Raw genomic sequence first — 20,697 nt, forward strand, 5'->3', positions numbered from 1 at the left:
CTGGGATCGAAGCCAGCAACTCGCTCAGGACAGCTCTGGCCTGAAGTAGCGGCCAGCTTCGAATCGGCCAATGATCACATGAGACGTGACACCTAGTCGACTATCTCAAGGCATTTGAAGTTGATCTCTTTTTGTCACGAGATCTCACTGACGCCCAAGAAGCAATCAACGCGGGAATAGCTGCGGCCCAGTTGTACGCACCTCCGGAAAGCCTGGCTGCAAATGAACAGCAGATACGAATTGCCTTCGATGGCGACGCTGTTCTGTTCTCACCGGATTCAGAGCACATCTATAAGACCAAAGGTTTAGCAGCCTTCTTGCGGTACGAACAGCGGCACCGCAAGAAGTCCATGACTGAAGGGCCCTTTGCAAAGCTTCTGCTTGGGTTGTCAGACATTCAGAAGCAATTCCCAAGGCAAGACTGTCCGGTCCGAATTGCCATCGTTACCGCTCGCAACAGTCCAGCGCATGGACGAGTCATCCACACACTTCGCGACTGGCGCGTACAGGTGGATGAAGCATTCTTCCTTGGTGGGGTTGACAAAGACCAAGTGCTCAAAGCTTTCGGTGCTCAGATCTTCTTTGATGATCAGCACACGCATGTCAGCAAGGCGGCCTCACAAGTCCCCTCTGGCATAGTGCCGTACGTTGGAGGAACGCTGACCACCGCCGTACATAGGGGCAAGCGACGCCGACAGGGTTCCTGATTCTCAGCATCAACCCAATATGTACTGCCGCTTGAAAGAACAGTCCTAGTCTTATGGTCAAGTGCGCCTTCAAAAGCGACTTTCGTCGAAGACCTGCACTGTCGGGCGCCTTAAACCTGCCGGACGCCTGATGCCGTAACCGGCCGTGGCGAAGCAACTGCGTCTAATGCGAGACAGTCCACCCCCTCACACCATGAACAGGATGCGCCAACGACAATGCCGTCTCACCTAGTGCACCCTCAACCCTCCCCCTCCCAATAATCCACCGCCTCCCCCACCCGCTGCACCAGCTTCACCCCCGGCGCCCAGGCCATCGATTTGGCGGAGTCGGGGTACTCGCAGATCTCGGGTTTGATTTGGGTGCTGATGCTCAGGACCTTGAGCTCGGCGTCTGAGGTGTTGAGCAGGTGGTGCGGGTAGAGGGGGCCGGGCGGGATGGTGATCACGTCGCCCGCCTTCACAGGCAGCGACTCGCCCGCCACCCGCAGGTGGCGGTGGCCTTGCTAGGGAGGCCCAAAGTCGCGCCGTTAGACGACTGGTTTGCAGCGGTTGCTGCCATTCGGTGGACCGGCACGGAGCGCCCTCTCCCGGCCAAGAGCCGACGGTCGCGACTGACCGCTGTCGGAATCGATTGGGGCCTTCAAGGCCAAGCAGTCGCGGCACCGCGATCCGATAGCTCGAGCACCACTTTCAACCGCCGTTGGCGAGTCGTCATGGTACGTGCGCCTTGAACACACCAGATCGGCTAGCGCTGGTAGGTCACAGGTTGCCCCGCGAAGACAGCGCGGGAAAGTGGAGGGGGCGCCTCTTCCCACTTGCGGGCCTCGACGCCCAGGCACCTGACTCCAAGCCCTTCACATCCGATGCAGGCGGTTTTGCGCTAGTTGGCGATAGATTACGACCAAGGTCACCAGGTGCAAGGTGGCGATGACCAGGTTGCTGAGGACCACTGGGTTTGTGAAGCTGCCTACAGTGAACGGCGTAGTGAACTTGTAGATCACCTGAACCAGCAGCAGCGGCGCCACGAGGACTGGGTCTTGCCTGAACAGCAACCCCAAGGAGACGATCAGGATGGCCCCATATATGGACAGGAGGATGCCCCGCGCAGCGGTGGCTGCGCCGTACCCATCTGCAATCCAGGCGGCGTCGATGAGCAGGCCTGAGCAGACCGGAATCAGAACGAGCACGTTGGCGAGCAAGGAAGCCAGGACCATCTTTTTCATGTAAATCACCGCAAAGAATATAACGCTGTTATAGGTGGGAGAATAACATCGTTATGAAGCCTTCGCAACGTGCGCCCCAGCCACCGCCCTCCGCACCAACAAGCTCAAGGGCGATCGTTGACCCCGCGACGACTGCACTGCTGGCCGCAGCCCGGGAGATCTTCGAAGCGGGCGGCCTTCCAGAACTGTCGGTTCGTCGCGTCGCAGAGATGGCAGGCTGCACGACCATGCAGGTCTACAGCCGGTTTGGCGGAAAGGACGGTCTTCTTCAAGCCTTGTTCGACGAGGGTTTCGAAGCTCTTTCCAGCGCGCAGCAGGCCGTGCCCAAAGCCTTGCCCGCGCAAGAGCGGGTTCGGCGTCTCTGCCATGAGTACCTGCGGATCGCGGCCGAGCGGCCGCACCACTACGCCCTGATGCTCGGGGCGCACAGCGGCGACTTCAAGCCACCGCAGGCGAGCCATGAGCGTGCACTGGCCACCCTGGCTCATCTCGTCAATGCAGTTGGCCAAGCGCTGCCGCCGACGCTCGATCGAGAGCAGCGTGCCAGCGAAGTGGCGCATCAGATCCTCGCCTTTTGCCACGGCTGGGCCATGCTCAGCGCCACACGGATCGTCGAAGGATCTCGAACCCTCGTCGTCGACCGTGCGGTTGCCGCGCTACTGGGCAAGGACACGGCCTGACATCGCTCCGCATCCGTCGCGGCTGGGGCAATCGCTACCTGTGCTTTGCAAGCCGGTCTCAGGCTGCCGGGGGGCTTTGGCGCTTCCAATCCCTCCGGATAAACATTGGTCTACGGCCGCTTTACGGAGCTCCAATGGCTGGGGCGACTGTCTGCCCTGGGTCGATTGCGGTCGGTCAAACCAGCTCGCACGGATGGCCGCAATCAGCCTGAAGCAGTCACCAGACTCGGCGACGATGCCCTACTGTCATTGGCGAAAAGGCCAGGCCCGCCCCTCCAGACCTTGCACGCGACACGCCAAGGGCAGCAGCCTCAAATGCGCCGCTGGCTTCGTTGTTGTCGGCTTCCATTGGTCAAAGCAGCCGCCCCAGACTGCGCCTGTGCGCAGTGGATTGACTTGCACGAAATACTGTTATTACATACAGTAGTTATCTTCTACTTGAGATGACGCACGACGCCGCCCTGGCGTCGTCAGGCGCAGGCTTCACTTCCGAAGGGAACATCATGAATTTGTACGTTACGTTGGGGGCCAAAGACGTCGCCGTCGCCCATGCCTTCTACGATCAGGTGCTGGCCACCATCGCTTGGTCCTCGCATGCCAACTTTCCGGGCTGGCGTGGCTACTCGGCAGAGGGACTTGGGGAGGGCCCGACGGTGTGGGTCTGCACGCCCTTCAATGGTGAGCAGGCCAGTGCGGGCAATGGGGTGATGGTGGCATTTCCGGCGGCCTCTCGCGCCGAGGTCGATGCCTTTTATGCGGCTGCGATGGCACAAGGCGCGCAGGACGAAGGGGCGGCTGGCCCGCGTGCCGACTACGGGCCTAACTGGTATGCCGCCTATATGAGAGACCCCACGGGCAACAAGATCGCCGTCGTCTACAACGGCTAAAGGTCGGCGCTTGGCCGGGCGGCTACGGCTCCGATGAGCTTGTTCCCCGCCTCACCTGGCTGCGCCCAAGCACTACTCCGACGAGGCCACCAGTACGGCTTTGGGGTTCGTGCGCGCCGCCATTAGTCCACCAACAAGCATGAGTAGTCCGGGGAGCAGGAACCACCGAGTTGCCGCGTCATGAGAATCGCTCGCAGTCGTGCGAATCTTTGCCTCGACCTCACTGACAGAGTACTGGCGGGCGGGCTCGGCGGCGAGCTGTCCGTACTGGTCCGCGAGCACCGGCCGAATACCGGCTCGAACGACGCCGAGGAGCTGGAGGGCACCTAGCCAGATGAAGCCAACGACCAACAGGGCCAGTCCGATCTTTCGCATCTCGTCTCTTTCAGTGGTTCAACCGCAGCAGGAACAACGACTTTTCCCTTGCCTGCCTGCATGTCTTTGATCGACTGAAGGATCTCGGCACCCATGTCTCGGCTGGCTTCGAAGGCACCGATCTCGGCAGGGCTGAGCTTTTTAGACTTCGAGGGCACAGCGAATTTCCTTCAAGGTTGCAGCAGAGATGCTGAGCGCTCAAGCCTCCCCCTCCCAATAATCCAACGCCTCCCCCGCCCGCTGCACCAGCTTCACCCCCGGCGCCCAGGCCATGGATTTGGCGGAGTCGGGGTACTCGCAGATCTCGGGTTTGATTTGGGTGCTGATGCTCAGGTACTTGAGCTCGGCGTCTGAGGTGTTGAGCAGGTGGTGCGGGTAGAGGGGGCCGGGGGGGATGGTGATCACGTCGCCCGCCTTCACGGGCAGCAGCTCGCCCGCCACCCGCAGGTGGCCCTGGCCTTGCAAGATGACGAACATCTCTTCTTGCGCGTGGTGCAGGTGGTAGGGGCAGCTTTGTTGGCCGGGGGGCACCACGTCCACACTGCAACCCATTTGGGTGGCGGCGGTGCCTTCGGTCAGCGACGCAAAGGTGGAGGTGTAGCGCGGTGGCCGCGTGAACTGCTGGGCCTGTGGCCCGGCCAGGGCTTCGTCCATATTGCGGATCAGGCGCTCGCGCAGTTGGGCGGGCGTCAGCGCTTCGAGGGGAGGTGAAGTCATGGCGAAAGGCTCCGTGCGGGTCGGTCCCAGCATTCTGACTGCACAGCACAGGGCTGTGGGCGACAATGCCGCCTCATGACAGGCACACAAAAAAGGCCGGGGAGTGACGCGGTGCATTCAGGTGCAGGTGACACGGCTCTGGCAAGCCACCTAAGCGCTGCTGCCACAGGCGGCACGATGGCGGATGGGCGTGGCTGAAGTCACACGGCTCTCTGAGCAGCAAGCGCTGGCCATCTGCGTGCTGCGCGGCATGGAGCAAACGCCCGGTGGCAGTGCAGGCTGGCGGCCCAGTGACGCCAAGGAAGCAACCCAAGAGGCCCTGGCCTTGCAGGGCCGTGGTGCCAGCTTCTCTGACTTTTTGGCTCGCCGCGCGCAGTGGGCTTTGGATACGCTCCGCCAGCGCGGGGACCCAGGCGCGCTCAACCTGCAAGTGCCGGGCTGGCCGCGTGGCGCAGCGGTGCTGCTGTGCGTGCTGGCGTTTGTGGCGGGCGGCATGGCCGACTATCTAGAAACCCGGCAGCAGGTGAAGTTTCTGGAGTTTCATCTGCTGGGGCTGATCGCCTGGAATGTGGTGGTCTATGGGCTCACCTTGGCGGGGTGGGTCTGGGCTGTGCTCCCCGGCCAGCGCCCCGCCACAGGCGGCCCCAGCACCCTGTTTGCCAAACTGTGGTTTGCCTCGGCCGTGCCTGACAGCGCCATGCGCAAGGCCCCCTGGTTCAAAGAAGGCCAGGCCCAGTGGGCCACTTTGGCCACCCCTTTGGCCGCAGCGCGCTTAGGCCTGGCGCTGCACGCCGCCGCCATGGCTTTTGCCTTGGGCTTGGTGCTCACGATGTACGCCCGGGGCTTGCCGCAGCAATACAGCTCAGCCGCCGTCACGAGCACCTGGCTGGACGCGGCGCAGATCGAGCTGCTCTTTAACGTGGTGATGAGCCCCGGCGCCCAAGTCTTTGGCTTGGCCCTGCCCCGGCTGCAAGACCTGGCCGCTACCAGCGATGCGGGCTTGTTGCTGAACCTGGCTCGGCAACTGTTTCATCTGAATGCCGCCGCCCTGCTGGTGTGGGTGCTGTTGCCGCGCTTGGCCTTGTGGAGCCTGCTGGCCCTGCAGCGCTGGCGCAGGCAAAGGGCCTTCGCGCTGCCGCTGAACGCCCCCTACTTCACCGCACTGAGGGCGGCGTGGCGCCGCGAAGACATTGCGGTGGCCATCGTGCCCTTCCGCTACGACATCAGCCCAGCGGTGCTGAACAAGCTGAACAGCTTGGTGCAGCAGGTCTATGGGCAAGCCGCGAAGGTGGTGACGCATGCACCAGTGTTGATGGGCGAAGACGCGCAGGACTGGAAGCGTGCGCTCGGCAAGGACGGCCATGTGGCGGTCATCGTGGTCTTCAATGCCACCGCCACGGCCGAGGCCTCGCTCCACGCCGCGCTGCTGAAGCGTGTGCGCGACGCGGTGCCGCGTGAGACCCCCGTGTTGGCGCTGGTCGATATCGCCGCTTTCCCGGAGGGGCAGGAGGCACGGCTGGAGTCACGCCGCCAACAGTGGCGCCAGGTGCTGGATGCGGTGAGGGCGCGACCACTGTTTTTGAACCTTGGGCGCTTGAGCGACGCCGACAAGCACAGCCTTCAAGGGCGACTGAGCCACCATGACTGACCCCCAGGCGCACCAGTCCGCCAGCGAGCCCAAGCACTGGCATTTGTTTCTTGCGGCGCACACCAATGTCGGCAAGACGGCCCTGCTGCGCACCTTGCTGGGCCAAGATGTGGGCGAGGTGGCAGACGCCGCCGATGTGACGCAAGGCATCACGGCGCACGAGCTGGCTCGCGATGCCGAGGGTCAGACGCTGTCGCTCTGGGACACGCCGGGGTTTGGTGATAGCCATCGGCTGGCGCAGCGCTTGCGCATCCGGGCCGGGTGGCTGCGCTGGCTGGTCTGCGAAGGCTGGGACCGTTGGCGCACGCCCGCGCTGTGGCGGGCCCAAAGGCTGGTGCAGACTTTGAAGCGCCAGGCCGATGTGGTGCTGTATCCGGTCAGCCTTTTGGAGCGCCCCCATGACGCGGTCTATGTGGCGCCAGAGTTGGAAGTGCTGCGCTGGGCCGGTCAACCGGTGCTGGTGATCTTGAACCAAGGCGGCAGCCTGGCACCCCAGGCCGCGCGCGAGGCCCGCCTTGCAGAGTGGCGCGCCGCGCTTGCGCAGCACGAGATCGTGCGCGCGGTGGTCGACCTGGACGCCTTCAGCCGCTGCTGGCTGCAGGAGCTGAGCTTGTTCAAGGAAATTGGCTTGGTGCTGCCCCAAGCCACACGCGGTGCCTACCAAGCCTTGGCGCAGCAGATCAAGCAATCGCACCTTGATCGCTTTGCCGCCTCTTGCCAGGCCGTGGCGGCCTGTGTGCTGCACACCGCGCAAGACCGTTGCGAGCTGGACCGCCCTGAAACAGGCAGGCTTTCCGAGGCTTTGGGCCAGCTGCGCGAGCGCTTGCCTTGGGGCGAGTCAAGCAGCAAGCGGTGCGCTGAACAGGCCATGACGGCCCTGGCTCAACGCTTGAGCCAACGCACGCAAGACCTGGCGGCTCAACTCATTGCGCTGCACCGCCTAGAAGGCGTGGGGGTGGCCGATGTGATGGACTTGTCGGCGCAATCATGGCGCGTCAAAGGCCCGGTAGACACCGCCAGCACCTCGGTGGTGGGCGGCTTGATCTCGGGCCTGATGACCGGCCTGGGCGCCGACTTGATGGCGGGTGGCCTGACCTTGGGGGCGGGCGCCGTGGTGGGCGGTGTACTGGGGGCCTTGGGCGCTGCGGCGCTGACCAAGGGCTACAACGTCATCACCCACCAAGACCACCAAGTCGTCCGCTGGAGCCCTCAGTCGCTGGAAGAGCTGCTGACCAAGTGCGTTCACCTTTATCTGGGCGTGGCGCACTTTGGGCGGGGCCAGGGCCAGTGGCAAAAAAAGGCCGCCGCGACCACCTGGGCCGATGCCACAGAGGCCGAGATCCAAGGCCACCACGCCGCGCTGCAAGCCCTGTGGGCCAAAGCCGACGCCGCGCAAGACGACCGCGAGGCCCAAGGGCAATGGCAGGCAGCCTTGCAAGCCCTGGTGGAGGCCATTTTGCGCGGGGTGCTGCAGCGCCTTTATCCCGACATGGCCGCGCTGCTCTCGCCCTACACCGCTTTGGGCACACCGCCCGCAGCAGCTACCATGCCGGGACATGCCCAACTCCGCCACGACTGACGCCGCGCTGCCGAGCGCCGACCCCACCTCGACCGACCCGCTGACCATCCTGCGCGAGGTCTTTGGCTACACCGCCTTCCGGGGCCACCAAGCGGCGATTGTGCGCAGTGTGATCGAGGGCCAGGACGCGCTGGTGCTGATGCCCACAGGCGGCGGCAAAAGCCTGTGCTACCAAGTGCCGGCCATTGCCCGCCACCGCGCCGGCCTGGGCGTGACGATTGTGGTCAGCCCCTTGATTGCGCTGATGCACGACCAAGTGGGTGCACTCGATGAAGCGGGCGTGCCCTCGGCGTTTTTGAACTCGTCGCTGGACAGCGCGGGCACCCAGCAGGTAGAGCGCGACCTGCTCTCGGGCCGTTTGGTGCTGCTTTATGCCGCGCCCGAGCGCATCACCCACCCGCGCTTTTTGGCGATGTTGGAGTCTTTGCACGAGCGCCAAAAGCTGAGCTTGTTTGCGATTGACGAGGCGCACTGCGTGAGCCAGTGGGGCCATGACTTCCGCGAAGAATATTTGCAGCTGGGTGTGCTGACCGAGCGCTTTGCCGGGGTGCCGCGCATGGCGCTCACCGCCACCGCCGACAGCCACACGCAGGCCGACATTCTGGAGCGCCTGAGCCTGCAGACGGCGCCGCGTTTTGTCAGCAGTTTTGACAGGCCCAACATCCGCTACACGATTGTGGAGAAGGACAACGCGCGGCTGCAGTTGCTGCGCTTTTTGCGCGACGAGCACGAGGGCGATGCGGGCATCGTCTACTGCCAAAGCCGCAAGAAGGTGGAAGAGACGGCCGAGTGGCTGCAAGACGAGGGCTTGAGCGCCCTGCCCTATCACGCCGGGCTGGACGCCAACACCCGGCGCCGCCACCAAGACCGCTTTTTGCGGGAGGACGGGCTGGTGATGGTGGCCACGGTGGCCTTTGGCATGGGCATAGACAAACCCGACGTGCGCTTTGTGGCCCACCTGGATTTGCCCAAGAACATTGAAGGCTACTACCAAGAAACCGGCCGCGCCGGGCGCGATGGCGAGGCGGCTAACGCCTGGATGAGCTACGGCCTGGCCGATGTGGTGAACCAACGCCGCATGATTGACGAGAGCACGGCGGGCGAGGAGTTCAAGCGCTTGCAGCGCAGCAAGCTCGACGCCCTGCTGGCCATGAGCGAAAGCCTGGACTGCCGGCGCGTGCGGCTCTTGCAATACTTTGGAGAAGACCCGACGCGAAGAGCGCCCGACTCGGCATCGGGTTTCCCGGGCCGAGTCGAGCCCCCTCGGGGGGTGGCGAACGCAGTGAGCCTGGGGGCTCCATCACTGGGTTGGAGATGCAACAATTGCGACAACTGCCTGCAGCCGCCCGCACGGTGGGACGCTACCGAAGCGGCACGCATGGCGCTGTCGTGCATTTACCGCTGTCACCAGCATTCGGGCTTTGGCTTTGGCTCGGGCCATTTGATTGATGTGCTGCGTGGTGCCTCGACCGAGAAGACCCGCCAGCGCGGCCACGAGCAGCTCTCGACCTGGGGCATTGGGCGGGCGTTTTCAGAGACGCAGTGGCGCGGCGTGATCCGCCAGTTGATAGCGCTGGGCCATGTGGTCAGCGAGGGCGAGTACTTCACCCTGGGGCTGGCCGACAGCGCGCGCGCCGTGCTGCGCGGCGAGGTCAAGATTGAGCTGCGTGAGCCGCGCGAGCCCACACCGCGCGGCCGGGGCAGCCGCACCAGCAAGACCGGCGTGGCGCCCAAGGTGCCACGCGCCGCCGCCACGCTGGACGCCGCCGGGCAAGCCCGCTTTGCCGCCCTCAAGGCCTGGCGCAGCGAGGTGGCCAAAGAGCACAACCTGCCGGCCTACATCGTCTTCAACGACGCGACCTTGGCCCAGATGGCCGCCGATGCCCCCGATAGCTTGGACGCGCTGGCCGGCATCAGCGGCGTGGGGGCCAAGAAGCTGGAGGCTTATGGCCGGGAGATTTTGCGGGTGTTGGAGTCGGTGGCTATCGCCGGCTGATGCGGGGTCAGTGAGCCGTGATCACCGTCTGCGCTTCCACCCGGTTGCGGCCGCCGTTCTTGGCGCGGTAGAGCGCTTTGTCAGCGCGGTGCACCAGGCTGTCGGCGGTGTCGCCGGGCAGGGTTTGGGTGACGCCCAAAGACAAGGTCACCGGGTCGCCGTGCGCAAACTCAAAGGCCGCCACGGCTTTGCGGATGCGCTCGGCCAGCTCCAACGCCGCATGCATGGGCGTGGCCTGGGCCACCACCATGAACTCTTCGCCGCCCCAGCGGCCTAAGCGGTCGCTGCCACGCAGTTGGTCTGTCAAGAGCTGGGCCATTTGCACCAGCACTTGGTCGCCGCCGCTGTGGCCGTGGTTGTCGTTGATGGGCTTGAAGTGGTCAATGTCCATCAAGATGATGCTGGTGGGCAACTGCCCCCGCTCGGCCGCCGAGAGCCCGGCGCGCACATGCTCTTGCAAGGCGCGGCGGTTGCCTACGCCGGTGAGGGCGTCGCTCAGCGCCAGCTCTTGCGCCACCTGCAAGCGGGCACTGGTGCGATGCAAGCCCGCCCGCAGGTCGGAGATGGCCAGCAACAGCACGATGTAGACCACTTGGGAGAGCGCCAGCACCGGCATGGTGGTGGTGAACTCCTCACCCCAGTTGGGCCGCAAATTGAACGCCATGGCCACAAAGATCGGCGTGAAGGTCAACACCGCCACGATGAAGGAGATGACCATGGCGGGGCGCGCCGCCAGCATCACAAAGATCAGGCCATAGCCAAAGGGCAGCCACACCAAGGTGGTCAGCAGGGTGTATTGGTTCAAGGGCGCGTCGCCAATGAACAGCACCATCAGCAAGACGGCCATGAGGTAGATATTGACCGTCACCACGGACACCAGGCGAACCTTGGCATGGTGCTCGGGCCAGCGCCACAAGGTGAAGCCGCCACCGGCAAACACCGTGACCAGCAGCGGGTAGAGCCAGCGGTCCCACCAAGAGACCACGCCATTGGCATGCTCCCACGCAGCGATCAGCAACACCACGGCCGCGCCAATGGGCAGCAGCAGGCGCAGGGCGCGCAACTCCCGTTCGCGAGAAGTCGATGGGGCGTGGGTAGGCTCGGAGAAGGGCATGGGTGCGGGGGCTGCCGTCAGCTTTCGTCGCGGGCGCGGGGCACTTAAGCGCCACACTGGCCGCAAGTGTGTCCGTTTGTATCGGTTTCTTTTTGCCCCTGGCCGGGCGAGCCGCAAGCCCGTGGCATAGACTGCCACGTCTCATGACCCAAGCTTTTGCCTCCGACTCCGCCCCGCATGCCGGGCCTTCTTCTTCTGTGACGCCCCAGCGCGACGCCCCGCGCGTGGCCGTGGTGGGCGGTGGCCCCGCTGGGCTGATGGCGGCCGAGGCTTTGGCCGCTGGCGGCGCCCAGGTGGATGTGTTTGACGCCATGCCCTCGGTGGGCCGCAAGTTTTTGCTGGCGGGCAAGGGCGGCTTGAACCTGACCCATGCCGAACCCCTGGCCAGCCTGACCCGCCGCTTTGGCCCCCAGGCCGAGCGCGTGGCCACTTGGCTGGGCACGCTCTCACCCGAGGGCCTGCGCGCCTGGGCCGAGGGCTTAGGGGTTGCCACTTTTGTGGGCAGTTCGGGCAAGGTCTTCCCGGCCGAGATGAAGGCGGCCCCGCTGCTGCGGGCCTGGTTGTCGCGGCTGCGCGCTTCAGGCGTGCGCTTTCACCAACGCCACCGCTGGCAGCCGGAGAGCCTGAACGAGCGCGCCGCCGACGGCACCTGGACGCTGCGCTTTGACACCCCCCAAGGCGCCACCGAGCACCACGCGCAAGCGGTGGTACTGGCCCTGGGCGGCGGCAGTTGGGCGCGCTTGGGCTCAGACGGCGCCTGGGTGGCCCCGCTGCAAGCGGCAGGCCTGCCCGTCACGCCGCTGGTGCCCAGCAACTGCGGCTTTGACATTGGCTGGAGCGCCCACCTGGCCGAGCGCTGGGCCGGCACGCCGCTGAAGAACGTGCGCCTGGCCTGCGATGGCCCGGACGGCGATCACTTTGACCGCCTGGGCGAATGCGTGCTGACCGCCACCGGCCTGGAGGGCAACCTGGTGTATGCCGCCAGCCGCCTGCTGCGCGAGCGACTGGCCCAAGACGGCCAAGCCCCCCTGACACTGGACTTGGTGCCCCACCGCAGCCAGGCCGAGTTGCACAAAGCCCTGGCCAGCGGCCAAGGCACGCGCTCCATGGCCAACCACCTCAAAGAGAAAGCAGGCCTGAGCGGCGCGCCCGCCAACTTGCTGCGCGAAGGCCTGACCATGGACGAATGGAACAGCGCCAGCCGCGACCCCGCTTGGCTGGCCGCGCGCATCAAGGCCCTGCCCTTGGTGGCGCGCAGCACCCGCCCGCTGGACGAAGCCATCAGCAGCGCGGGGGGCGTGCAATTGGCCGGCTTAGATGCGGGCCTGATGGTGCGCAGCCAGCCCGGCCTATTTTGCGCCGGTGAGATGCTGGATTGGGAAGCCCCGACCGGCGGCTACCTGCTGACGGCCAGCATGGCCAGCGGCCGCGTCGCCGGCCAAGGCGTGCTGGCGTGGTGGCGCTCAGCCGCCCGTGGCGCGGGCGCGCAGGCCTAGGCGCTGCAGCAAGGCTTGATCGCGGGCCACATCGGGGTTGCCAGTGGTCAGCAGCTTGTCGCCGTAGAAGATGGAGTTGGCACCGGCCACAAAGCACAGGGCTTGAATGCCTTCAGGCATTTGCTGGCGGCCCGCCGAGAGGCGCACGCGCGCCTTGGGCATGGTGATGCGCGCCACGGCAATGGTGCGCACAAACTCAAACGGGTCGAGCTTGTCGGTGCCGGCCAGGGGCGTGCCTTCGACCTGCACCAACTCGTTGATGGGCACGGACTCGGGGTAAGGCTCCAGATTGGCCAGTTGGGCGACGAGACCCGCGCGCTCGCGGCGGCTTTCGCCCATGCCGACGATGCCACCGCAGCACACCGACATGCCCGCGCCGCGCACATGCTCCAGCGTGTCGAGGCGGTCTTGGTAGTCGCGGGTGGTGATGATGCGGCCGTAGGTTTCGGGCGCGGTGTCGAGGTTGTGGTTGTAGTAGTCCAGCCCAGCGGCCTTGAGCTGATCGGCCTGCGGCTGGCTCAGCATGCCCAGGGTGCAGCAGGCCTCTAAGCCCAGAGATTTAACCTCGCGCACCAGCTCGGCCACCTTTTCGACATCACGGTCTTTGGGGGCACGCCACGCCGCGCCCATGCAAAAGCGGGTGGCACCGGCGGCTTTGGCGGCCAGGGCTGCCTCGCGCACTGCCGCCACTTCCATCATCTTGCTGGCTTCAACGCCAGTGTCGTAGTGCACGGACTGCGGGCAGTAGCCACAGTCTTCCGGGCAGCCGCCGGTCTTGATGGACAGCAGCGTGGCCAGCTCCACCTCGTCGGGCGCAAAGTGCTGGCGGTGGGCGGTTTGTGCTTGGAACAAAAGTTCGGTCAGCGGCAGCTCGAACAGGGCTTCGATCTGCTCAATGCGCCAACGTGCCGTGGCGGCCTCGGCGGCGGGCTGGGGACGATGCAGGTGGATAGGCGCCTCAGCGGCCCCCGTGCAGACAGAACTCATGAAGGGTCAGCATTCCAGGTTGTCGATCAGCCGGGTGCTGCCCAGCCGCGCGGCGCCCAGCACCACCAATGCAGCGCCTTGTGAACGCTCGTCATCAGTGGGGGGCAAGAGATCGCCTTGGCGGCGAACAGTGAGGTAATCCGGCGCCCAGCCGCGGGCGCGCAGCGCATCCATGGCTTGCGCCTCCAGCGTGGCCAGGGGCGTGCCAGCAATGCGGCTGGCGGCGGCCAGCGCGTCCAGCGTGCGCTTGAGGTGAATGGCCTCGGCGCGTTCGGTCGCACTCAAATAGCCATTGCGCGAGGACAGTGCCAGGCCGTCTTCGGCCCGCACGGTGGGCAGGCCGACGATGCGCAGCGGCATCGCAAACTGGCGCACCATGCCGCGCACCACGGCAAGCTGTTGGTAGTCCTTCTGCCCAAACACCGCCACCTCGGGCTGCACGCACTGGAACAGCTTCATCACCACCGTGCACACGCCGGTGAAGAAGCCGGGGCGGAATTCGCCCTCCAGCAAGTCGGCCAGCGAGGCCGGAGGGTGGACTTTGTAGGCCTGCGGCTCGGGGTAGAGCTCTTTTTCAGCGGGGGCAAAGACGATGTCGCAACCCACGCTTTGCAGCAGTTCGCTGTCGCGCGCCAGGGTGCGGGGGTATTGGTCAAAGTCTTCGTGCGGCAAGAACTGCAGGCGGTTGACAAAAATGCTGGCCACCACCGGCGCGCCGGGCAAGGCCTGGGCGCGGGCCTCGCGCACCAGGGCCAGGTGGCCCTCATGCAGATTGCCCATGGTGGGCACAAAGGCGGCACCGGGGCGGCCCGCCAAGGCGGCGCGCAATTCGGCCAGGGTGTGAATGACTTGCATGGTGATCTTGATCTTCAGTACCCGTGCTGGGTCTCATCGGGGAAGGTCTGGGCCTTCACATCGGCCACATAACGGGCCACGGCTTGGGCGGTGGGCAGCACGGTGCCGCTGCCGGGCTCCAGGGTGAAGTCGCGCACAAAGCGCGGCTTCTTGCCGCTGGTCAGGCCCAGCATGTCGTGCAGCACCAGCACTTGGCCAGAAGTGCCGACCCCGGCGCCAATGCCGATGGTCATCAGGCCTGGCAGGGCGTCGGTGATCTCGCGCGCCAGGGCCGAGGGCACCAGCTCCAGCACCAGCATGGCGGCACCGGCCTCGGCCAGCGCGCGGGCGTCGGCCTTGAGCTGGGCCGCGCCACCGTCGTCACGCCCCTGCACCTTGAAGCCGCCCAGGGCATGCACGCGCTGCGGCGTCAGGCCCAGATGGGCACAGACGGGAATGCCCCGGTCCACCAAAAAGCGCACCGTCTCGACGATGGGCCCGGCGCCTTCCAGCTTGACCATTTGCGCGCCTGCGCGCATCAGCGCGGTGGCGGCGGCAAAGGCCTGCTGGGGCGAGGCCTCGTAGGCGCCAAAGGGCATGTCGGCGATCAGCCAAGCCGCCTTTTTGGCGCGCGCCACAGAGGCCGTGTGATAGGCCATGTGCTCCAGCGTCACCGGCAGCGTGCTCTTCTCGCCCTGCACCACATTGCCCAGCGAATCGCCCACCAGCAGCACATCCACCCCGGCGGCATCCAGCAGCTGGGCAAAGGTGGCGTCATAGCAGGTCAGCATGGCGATCTTCTCGCCCCGCGCCGCCATGTCGCGCAGGCGCGGCAAGCTGACCGCCGGACGCGCCGTGGCCGAAGTAGTCTCAGAGGTGTGTACGCTCATGGTGCAATGCAACAAGCCCTTGTGATGGGGGCGCATTCTGCACGGTTTGAAGCGCTTGGGCGTGGAGGGGTCTCCCTCCTTCCATGCTCTGGGCAATGGCGCTTGAAGGAAATACGTCCCTGACGTACATTTGCGCATGCTCACGATCTACGAGACCCCCACGTTCGTTGCGGAGGCCGCCAAACTGTGGAGCACCGAGGAGAGACTGGAGTTTTTCGCATGGATCGCCAATGACCCCAACGCTGGCACCGTGATTCCTGGGAGTGGCGGCTGCAGAAAGGTCCGCTGGGCTCGCCAAGGCATGGGCAAGCAAGGGGCACGTACGGAAGGAAATTGAAAATGACCGCACGTAAGACAAAGACATCCGCCGCTAGCGGTGAAGAGTTGGGACTGAAGCTTTTGCAATCGGTGCGCGAAATGAAGGCTCGTCAGTTTGCCCGCGTTACTGAAGTTGAAGTCAACGCGGTGGTTCAGGCACGCCAAAGCACCGGGCTTTCTCAAGCAGAGTTCGCCAGCGCCCTGAGCATCTCCAAGCGCACACTCCAGGAATGGGAGCAAGGCCGCCGCGCCCCGTCGGGGGCAGCACAGGCTCTCATTCGCATCGCCCGCAAGCATCCGGACATCGTTCGCGAAGCCTTGGCCTAGGATCGCTTCGCCCCAGCGGGCCATCAATACCTATTCCTCTCACGCCGGGCGGCTCGCCACCGCCACTTGCGCAAGCAAGCGCCAAAGCGGGCACACTCGCCCTTGGCGCGCCCTCTGTGGCGCATTGCGCCTGACCTCTACCTCGCCCCCACCATGAACCTGCTCTTCGTTGCCGACCCGCTGGAATCCTTCAAGACCTACAAGGACAGCACCTTTGCCATGATGCGCGAGGCCACCCGGCGCGGCCACAGCATTGCGGCCTGCGAGCCGCGTGACCTGCATTGGGTCAGCGGTGGCAAGGTCAGCGCCACGGTGCGGCACATCACCGTGGACGCGAGCCATGACCCGCATGGCCACGCGCCCTGGTTCACCGAAACGCCCACCAGCCGCACGGCCCTGGCCAGCTTTGACGCGGTGGTCATGCGCAAAGACCCGCCCTTTGACAGCGAGTATTTCTACGCCACCCACCTGCTGGGCCGCGCCGAAGCCGAAGGCGCCAAAGTCTTCAACCGTGCAGCGGCGCTGCGTGACCACCCGGAGAAGCTGGCGATCCTGGAGTTCCCTCAGTTCACCCCGCCCACGCTGGTGACGCGCCAAGAGGCCGATGTGCGGGCCTTCCACGCCGAGCACCGCGACATCATCTTGAAGCCGCTGGACGGCATGGGCGGCAGCGGCATCTTCCGCGTGCGCGACGACGGCCTGAACCTCGGCGCCATCATCGAAACCTTGAACCGCGACGGCGCCCAAACCCTGATGGTGCAGCGCTACTTGCCGCAGATCGTGGACGGCGACAAGCGCGTGCTGGTCATCGGCGGCGAGCCCATTCCCTTCTGCTTGGCGCGCATCCCCCAGGGCGGCGAAGTGCGCGGCAACCTGGCGGCCGGTGGCAAGGGCGTGGCCCGCCCCATCACCGAGCGCGACCGCGAGATCGCCCAAGCCATCGGCCCCAAATTGGCGGCGCGCGGCTTGATGCTGATCGGCCTGGACATCATCGGCAGCCACCTCACCGAGATCAACGTCACCAGCCCGACCTGCTTCCAGGAGATCACCGACCAGACGGGGTTTGATGTGGCGAAGCGGTTTATCGATCAGTTGGAGGCGGATGTGGCGGCACGTTGAGCCAGCAAGCCACATACGCGCCCTGCACCGAATCCTCGGGCGTGCCGTCAGGGCTTGGCGCTGGCGGCCAGGGCACGCGCCCGGCCCAAGCTGGATTCGGCCCCAAAGGGGTGCCGCGCTAGGGTCTTGATGAACTCGGCGCGCCGAAAGCGCAAAGCCGACCAGTCTTCATCCACCGCCACTTGGCGCACCGGCTCAAAGCCCGCAGCATCCAGCACGGCCCAGCCGCTGTCGCGGGTGAACTCGCTGCGCAGTTGCTTGGAAGAAGCCTTGGGGTAAGCCAACCACACCACGGCGTCGCCTTGTGTGGCCTCGGCCAGTTGCGCACTTAGGGCGTCTCGCTCGGCCAAGGTCTGCGCAAAGGCCATGGCGAAGGGAACTGCCGCCTCGGGCGCAGCACGGTACAGCGTCACCTCTTGCAAGGCAGCCAGTTCTGGCTCAAAGCTGGCCGGTGCATTCAAAACCAAGAGACTGCGGTGTGCGCCCAAGTTGAGCTTGGTGAACAGCGGTGTCATGGATAGCGCTTTTGGATCTCCGCCACCGACCCACGCACCAGTTCCTCCAGCACGCCCAGGTCGATGTCGCTCAGGCGCTTCACCGACAAACAAGCCTTGCCCATCTTGTGCTTGCCCAGGCGCTGCATCAAGGCGGCATGCTCGGGGGCCTCTGCACCCGCCACAAGATAGATGCTCCAGTCCGTCTTGCGCGGTGAAAAGCCCACCAGCGGTGCGTTGCCCTCTCGCCCACTCTCATAGCGGTAGTGATACTGGCCGAAGCCCACGATGCTGGGGCCCCACATCTGGGGCTCGTAGCCGGTAACTCGGCGCATCAAGGCCAGCAGTTGATCGGCTTCGGCCCGCCGCGCAGGTTCGGCTTTGGCATCCAGAAAGGCCGTGACATCGGCGGGCGTGGGGCGGGTTTTGGCGTCGCTCATGGCGCAGCATCTTGGCAAAAGCTGAGCTGCATGCCACTCAGGGAGAACCCCTTTGGGTCCTCATGCGGCGCAGCGCTGGTCAACGCTCAAAGCGCTGTTGAAGCTCCAAGGCAGCAGCGGCATACGCCTTCTCTTTGAGGCTCGCCACCAAGCCCTGGTCGGTCTCGCGCCGGCCGATCATGTTGCTAAAGGCACGGTCGTCGATGGGCTCTGGCGTGAACATCTCCCACTGCCCCGTGGCGGTGTCGATGAGGGCCACTCTGAGGCTGATGCGCATGCGCTGGCGCTCGTCAGGCAAGACCCACCCGACGATGGGCACCCAGGACACGGTCGAGGTCACCAGGTTCTCGCGTGCGCTTTCAAGCACGCCCCAATAGACCATGATCTTGTCGTGTCCGCCCTGAGCCGCTGCCAAGCGCGAGGACTTGGCATAGCTTTGCGCCGTTACGGCAGGTTTGCCCGCCTTATCCTCACGCCACCCGATGGACGATGACACACCCGTGAATGCGCCTACCGCATAGCGCTTTTGCATGGCCTGCAGCATCGGCGCGTCGGGCTGCATGGCACCGGACTGAATCACCAAGATGCGGCTGTTGCGCGACAGTACCAACCTCTTGGCCTTGGCCAACTGGCTCGCAATCTCTTCGTCACTGTGTATGGCTGTGCGGTCAATGCCCAGGACATCAAACTCGCTCAACTCTGTGACATAGCCCGAGCGACCATAGCGCCCGGTGTCATAGCCCGAATCCGAAATGGACCGGGTGCTGCAACCTGAAAGCAGCAGCACGGCTGTCAGGCCGAAGCCCGCGACAACACGCATCAAGGTCATGGAAATCCTCCTCAGTGATTTGATCGATAAGGCCTGCTGATCGATGGTTCTGCGACCACCCGCAAACAGACCTTGGCAATGTTGCCACAGCCCACCCGCGCCACTCAGGGACAATCCCCCTCTATGTCCCTGATCACCTTGACCCAAGCCCACCTGGCCTATGGCCACGTGGCACTTCTTGACCACACCGACTTTTCCCTGGAAGTTGGCGAGCGCGTTGGCCTGATTGGCCGCAATGGCACCGGCAAATCGTCGCTGCTGAAGATCCTGGCCGGGCTGGAGAAGCCTGACGACGGCATCGTGCAGGCGCAGACCGGCGTGCGCCGCGAGTATGTGCCGCAGGAACCGCACCTGGAGCCTGAGCGCACCGTGTTTGCGGTGGTGAGCGAGGGCGTGGCCGAGGTGGTGGACTTGCGACAGCGCTACGAGAGCATGGCCGAGGACGAGGACCTGGACGCGCTGCAGACCCGCATCGAAGCCCTGGACGGTTGGAACTGGGAACAGCGCGTGGCCCAGACGATTGACCGGCTCAAGATCAACCCCGATGTGCTGGTGAACACGCTGTCAGGCGGCCTGCGCAAGCGCGTGGCCTTGGCACGGGCGCTGGTGTCCATGCCGGATGTGCTGCTGCTGGACGAGCCCACCAACCACCTGGACCTGGACTCCATCGACTGGCTGGCCGGCCTGCTGAACAACTTTGCCGGGGCGCTGGTGCTCATCACCCACGACCGGGCGTTCTTGGATGCCGTGTCCACCCGCATCATCGAGCTGGACCGAGGCCAGTTGCGCAGCTACCCAGGCAACTTTGCCGCGTTTGAATCGGCCAAGCAGCGCGAGCTGGAGAACGAGGCCCTGGCCAATGCCCGCTTTGACAAGCTGCTGGCGCAAGAAGAGATTTGGATCCGCAAGGGCGTGGAGGCGCGCCGTACCCGCAGCGTGGCCCGCATCCAGCGCCTGGAAGCGCTGCGCTTGGAACATGCCGCGCGGCGTAACGTTCAAGGTCAGGTTCGCCTGGACATCGACACCGGCAGCGCCAGCGGCAAGCTGGTGGCCGAGCTGGAGAACGTCAGCAAGTCTTACGGCAACAAGGTGCTGGTCAGCGGCTTCAACACCACCGTGCTGCGCGGCGACAAGATCGGCCTGATCGGCCCCAACGGCGTGGGCAAGACCACGCTGTTGAAGATGATCTTGGGCGAGCTGGCCCCCGACAGTGGCGAGGTGCGCTTGGGCACCAAGATGAGCGTGGCCTACTTTGACCAGATGCGCGACACGCTGGACCTGGACGCCACGCTGGCCGACACCATCAGCCCCGGCAGCGAATGGGTGGAGATTGGCAACCAGCGCAAGCATGTGAAGAGCTATCTGGGCGACTTTTTGTTCAGCCCGGCGCGCTCAGAGTCCCCCGTGCGCACGCTCTCGGGGGGCGAGCGCAACCGCTTGCTGCTGGCCCGCTTGTTTGCCCGCCCGGCCAATGTGCTGGTGCTGGACGAGCCGACCAATGACCTGGACATCGAAACCCTGGAGATGCTCGAAGAGCTGCTCCAAGACTATGACGGCACCGTCTTTTTGGTCAGCCACGACCGCCGCTTTGTGGACAACGTGGTCACCAGCACCATGGTCTGGGAAGGCGACGTGGAAGCAGGCCGTTGGCGCGAATATGAAGGCGGCATTGCCGACTGGATCGTGCAGCGCGACCGCAGCCGCGCCATCGAGGCCGCCGCACAAAAGGCTGCCGCCGCTGAAGCGGCCCGCAGCACCCCGCCCGCACCCGCCCCTGCCCCTGCAGCGGCCGCCGTGGCCGCCAAGCCCAAAGCCAAGCTGAGCTACAAAGAGCAGCGCGAGCTGGCCGAGCTGCCGGGCAAGATCGAAGCGCTGGAGAAAGAACAAGCCACCCTCGCCGCCCTGATGAGCGGCACGGAGCTGTACACCCAGGGTGCCGCCCGCATCAGCGAAGTCACCGCCCGCCATGGCCAGGTCGACAACGAACTGCTGGGCTTGATGGAGCGCTGGGAAGAGCTGCAACAACGAGGAGGCTAA

At 65.1% G+C, this 20,697-nt stretch carries 20 protein-coding genes and 1 pseudogene; 10 read left to right on the top strand and 11 right to left on the bottom strand.

The genetic code is table 11. The features are described 5' to 3' along the window. Positions 1-101 precede the first annotated feature (101 nt). A pseudogene (locus tag ACIQ3Q_RS17430) lies at positions 102-707 on the top strand (5'-nucleotidase); the annotation flags it as partial. 239 nt (positions 708-946) lie between these two features. On the opposite strand, the gene ACIQ3Q_RS17435 reads toward ACIQ3Q_RS17430, so the two are convergent. Further along, positions 947-1,195, bottom strand: a complete 249-nt coding sequence (locus ACIQ3Q_RS17435) for a cupin domain-containing protein (protein ID WP_396270484.1) — start codon at positions 1,193-1,195, stop codon at positions 947-949. 366 nt (positions 1,196-1,561) lie between these two features. Further along, positions 1,562-1,930 carry a hypothetical protein gene (locus tag ACIQ3Q_RS17440; protein WP_396270447.1) on the bottom strand — a complete coding sequence of 123 codons (369 nt, stop codon included), beginning with the start codon at positions 1,928-1,930 and terminating at the stop codon, positions 1,562-1,564. Between the two features lie 53 nt (positions 1,931-1,983). Between ACIQ3Q_RS17440 and ACIQ3Q_RS17445 the strand changes: the two genes are divergently transcribed. Together ACIQ3Q_RS17445 and ACIQ3Q_RS17450 are read left to right on the top strand one after the other, a co-directional pair. After that, positions 1,984-2,610: a TetR/AcrR family transcriptional regulator gene (locus ACIQ3Q_RS17445; RefSeq protein WP_396270448.1), complete on the top strand. Its 627-nt coding sequence runs from the start codon at positions 1,984-1,986 to the stop codon at positions 2,608-2,610. Positions 2,611-3,113: 503 nt separating this feature from the next. Then, the gene (locus tag ACIQ3Q_RS17450; RefSeq protein ID WP_396270449.1) at positions 3,114-3,497 is read left to right on the top strand and encodes a VOC family protein; all 384 of its coding nucleotides are present in this window, start codon (positions 3,114-3,116) and stop codon (positions 3,495-3,497) included. Positions 3,498-3,569: 72 nt separating this feature from the next. Here the strand turns inward: ACIQ3Q_RS17450 and ACIQ3Q_RS17455 are convergent, their stop codons facing one another. Both ACIQ3Q_RS17455 and ACIQ3Q_RS17460 read right to left on the bottom strand, forming a co-directional pair. Continuing rightward, complete coding sequence (locus ACIQ3Q_RS17455; protein WP_396270450.1) at positions 3,570-3,872, bottom strand: hypothetical protein; 303 nt, start codon at positions 3,870-3,872, stop codon at positions 3,570-3,572. Positions 3,873-4,070: 198 nt separating this feature from the next. After that, positions 4,071-4,589 carry a cupin domain-containing protein gene (locus ACIQ3Q_RS17460; RefSeq protein WP_396270451.1) on the bottom strand — a complete coding sequence of 173 codons (519 nt, stop codon included), beginning with the start codon at positions 4,587-4,589 and terminating at the stop codon, positions 4,071-4,073. A gap of 190 nt (positions 4,590-4,779) precedes the next feature. Between ACIQ3Q_RS17460 and ACIQ3Q_RS17465 the strand changes: the two genes are divergently transcribed. Genes ACIQ3Q_RS17465 through ACIQ3Q_RS17475 form a run of 3 tightly spaced genes read left to right on the top strand, consistent with a single transcriptional unit; the run spans position 4,780 to position 9,812 of the window. Further along, positions 4,780-6,237 carry a hypothetical protein gene (locus ACIQ3Q_RS17465; RefSeq protein WP_396270452.1) on the top strand — a complete coding sequence of 486 codons (1,458 nt, stop codon included), beginning with the start codon at positions 4,780-4,782 and terminating at the stop codon, positions 6,235-6,237. Continuing rightward, entirely contained in the window at positions 6,230-7,816 is a 1,587-nt protein-coding gene (locus tag ACIQ3Q_RS17470; protein WP_396270453.1) for a DUF3482 domain-containing protein, read from the top strand. Before ACIQ3Q_RS17465 ends, ACIQ3Q_RS17470 begins: the two co-directional genes overlap by 8 nt. Next, complete coding sequence (locus ACIQ3Q_RS17475; protein ID WP_396270454.1) at positions 7,794-9,812, top strand: RecQ family ATP-dependent DNA helicase; 2,019 nt, start codon at positions 7,794-7,796, stop codon at positions 9,810-9,812. The genes ACIQ3Q_RS17470 and ACIQ3Q_RS17475 overlap by 23 nt, the downstream gene beginning before the upstream one ends. A gap of 7 nt (positions 9,813-9,819) precedes the next feature. On the opposite strand, the gene ACIQ3Q_RS17480 is transcribed toward ACIQ3Q_RS17475, so the two are convergent. Then, positions 9,820-10,926, bottom strand: coding sequence for a GGDEF domain-containing protein (locus ACIQ3Q_RS17480; RefSeq protein WP_396270455.1), 1,107 nt, complete (start codon positions 10,924-10,926; stop codon positions 9,820-9,822). A gap of 143 nt (positions 10,927-11,069) precedes the next feature. On the opposite strand from ACIQ3Q_RS17480, the gene ACIQ3Q_RS17485 reads away from it, so the two are divergent. Further along, a complete protein-coding gene (locus tag ACIQ3Q_RS17485; protein ID WP_396270456.1) occupies positions 11,070-12,422 on the top strand; it encodes a TIGR03862 family flavoprotein in 1,353 nt (450 codons plus the stop codon). On the opposite strand, the gene bioB is transcribed toward ACIQ3Q_RS17485, so the two are convergent. Genes bioB through panB form a run of 3 tightly spaced genes read right to left on the bottom strand, consistent with a single transcriptional unit; the run spans position 12,390 to position 15,133 of the window. After that, entirely contained in the window at positions 12,390-13,409 is a 1,020-nt protein-coding gene (gene bioB, locus ACIQ3Q_RS17490; protein WP_396270457.1) for a biotin synthase BioB, read from the bottom strand. The genes ACIQ3Q_RS17485 and bioB overlap by 33 nt on opposite strands. Positions 13,410-13,415: 6 nt before the next feature. Next, positions 13,416-14,264, bottom strand: coding sequence for a pantoate--beta-alanine ligase (gene panC, locus ACIQ3Q_RS17495; RefSeq protein WP_396270458.1), 849 nt, complete (start codon positions 14,262-14,264; stop codon positions 13,416-13,418). 14 nt (positions 14,265-14,278) lie between these two features. Further along, positions 14,279-15,133 carry a 3-methyl-2-oxobutanoate hydroxymethyltransferase gene (gene panB / locus ACIQ3Q_RS17500; RefSeq protein ID WP_396270459.1) on the bottom strand — a complete coding sequence of 285 codons (855 nt, stop codon included), beginning with the start codon at positions 15,131-15,133 and terminating at the stop codon, positions 14,279-14,281. Between the two features lie 339 nt (positions 15,134-15,472). Here panB and ACIQ3Q_RS17505 point away from each other — a divergent pair, with 339 nt between their 5' ends. Further along, the gene (locus ACIQ3Q_RS17505; protein ID WP_396270460.1) at positions 15,473-15,778 is read left to right on the top strand and encodes a helix-turn-helix domain-containing protein; all 306 of its coding nucleotides are present in this window, start codon (positions 15,473-15,475) and stop codon (positions 15,776-15,778) included. 153 nt (positions 15,779-15,931) lie between these two features. After that, a complete protein-coding gene (gene gshB / locus ACIQ3Q_RS17510) occupies positions 15,932-16,897 on the top strand; it encodes a glutathione synthase (RefSeq protein WP_396270485.1) in 966 nt (321 codons plus the stop codon). 47 nt (positions 16,898-16,944) lie between these two features. Here the strand turns inward: gshB and ACIQ3Q_RS17515 are convergent, their stop codons facing one another. The 3 genes from ACIQ3Q_RS17515 to ACIQ3Q_RS17525 all read right to left on the bottom strand — a co-directional run bounded on the left by ACIQ3Q_RS17515 (position 16,945) and on the right by ACIQ3Q_RS17525 (position 18,660). Continuing rightward, positions 16,945-17,412 carry a hypothetical protein gene (locus ACIQ3Q_RS17515; RefSeq protein WP_396270461.1) on the bottom strand — a complete coding sequence of 156 codons (468 nt, stop codon included), beginning with the start codon at positions 17,410-17,412 and terminating at the stop codon, positions 16,945-16,947. Continuing rightward, positions 17,409-17,831: a DUF1801 domain-containing protein gene (locus ACIQ3Q_RS17520; RefSeq protein WP_396270462.1), complete on the bottom strand. Its 423-nt coding sequence runs from the start codon at positions 17,829-17,831 to the stop codon at positions 17,409-17,411. Before ACIQ3Q_RS17520 ends, ACIQ3Q_RS17515 begins: the two co-directional genes overlap by 4 nt. A 79-nt stretch (positions 17,832-17,910) precedes the next feature. Then, entirely contained in the window at positions 17,911-18,660 is a 750-nt protein-coding gene (locus ACIQ3Q_RS17525; RefSeq protein ID WP_396270463.1) for a hypothetical protein, read from the bottom strand. A gap of 123 nt (positions 18,661-18,783) precedes the next feature. Between ACIQ3Q_RS17525 and ACIQ3Q_RS17530 the strand changes: the two genes are divergently transcribed. After that, positions 18,784-20,697 (top strand): ATP-binding cassette domain-containing protein, encoded by a 1,914-nt coding sequence (locus ACIQ3Q_RS17530; RefSeq protein WP_396270464.1) that lies wholly within the window; start codon positions 18,784-18,786, stop codon positions 20,695-20,697.

It is taken from the genome of Ideonella sp. (assembly GCF_044358605.1).
Lineage (GTDB): Bacteria > Pseudomonadota > Gammaproteobacteria > Burkholderiales > Burkholderiaceae_C > Ideonella.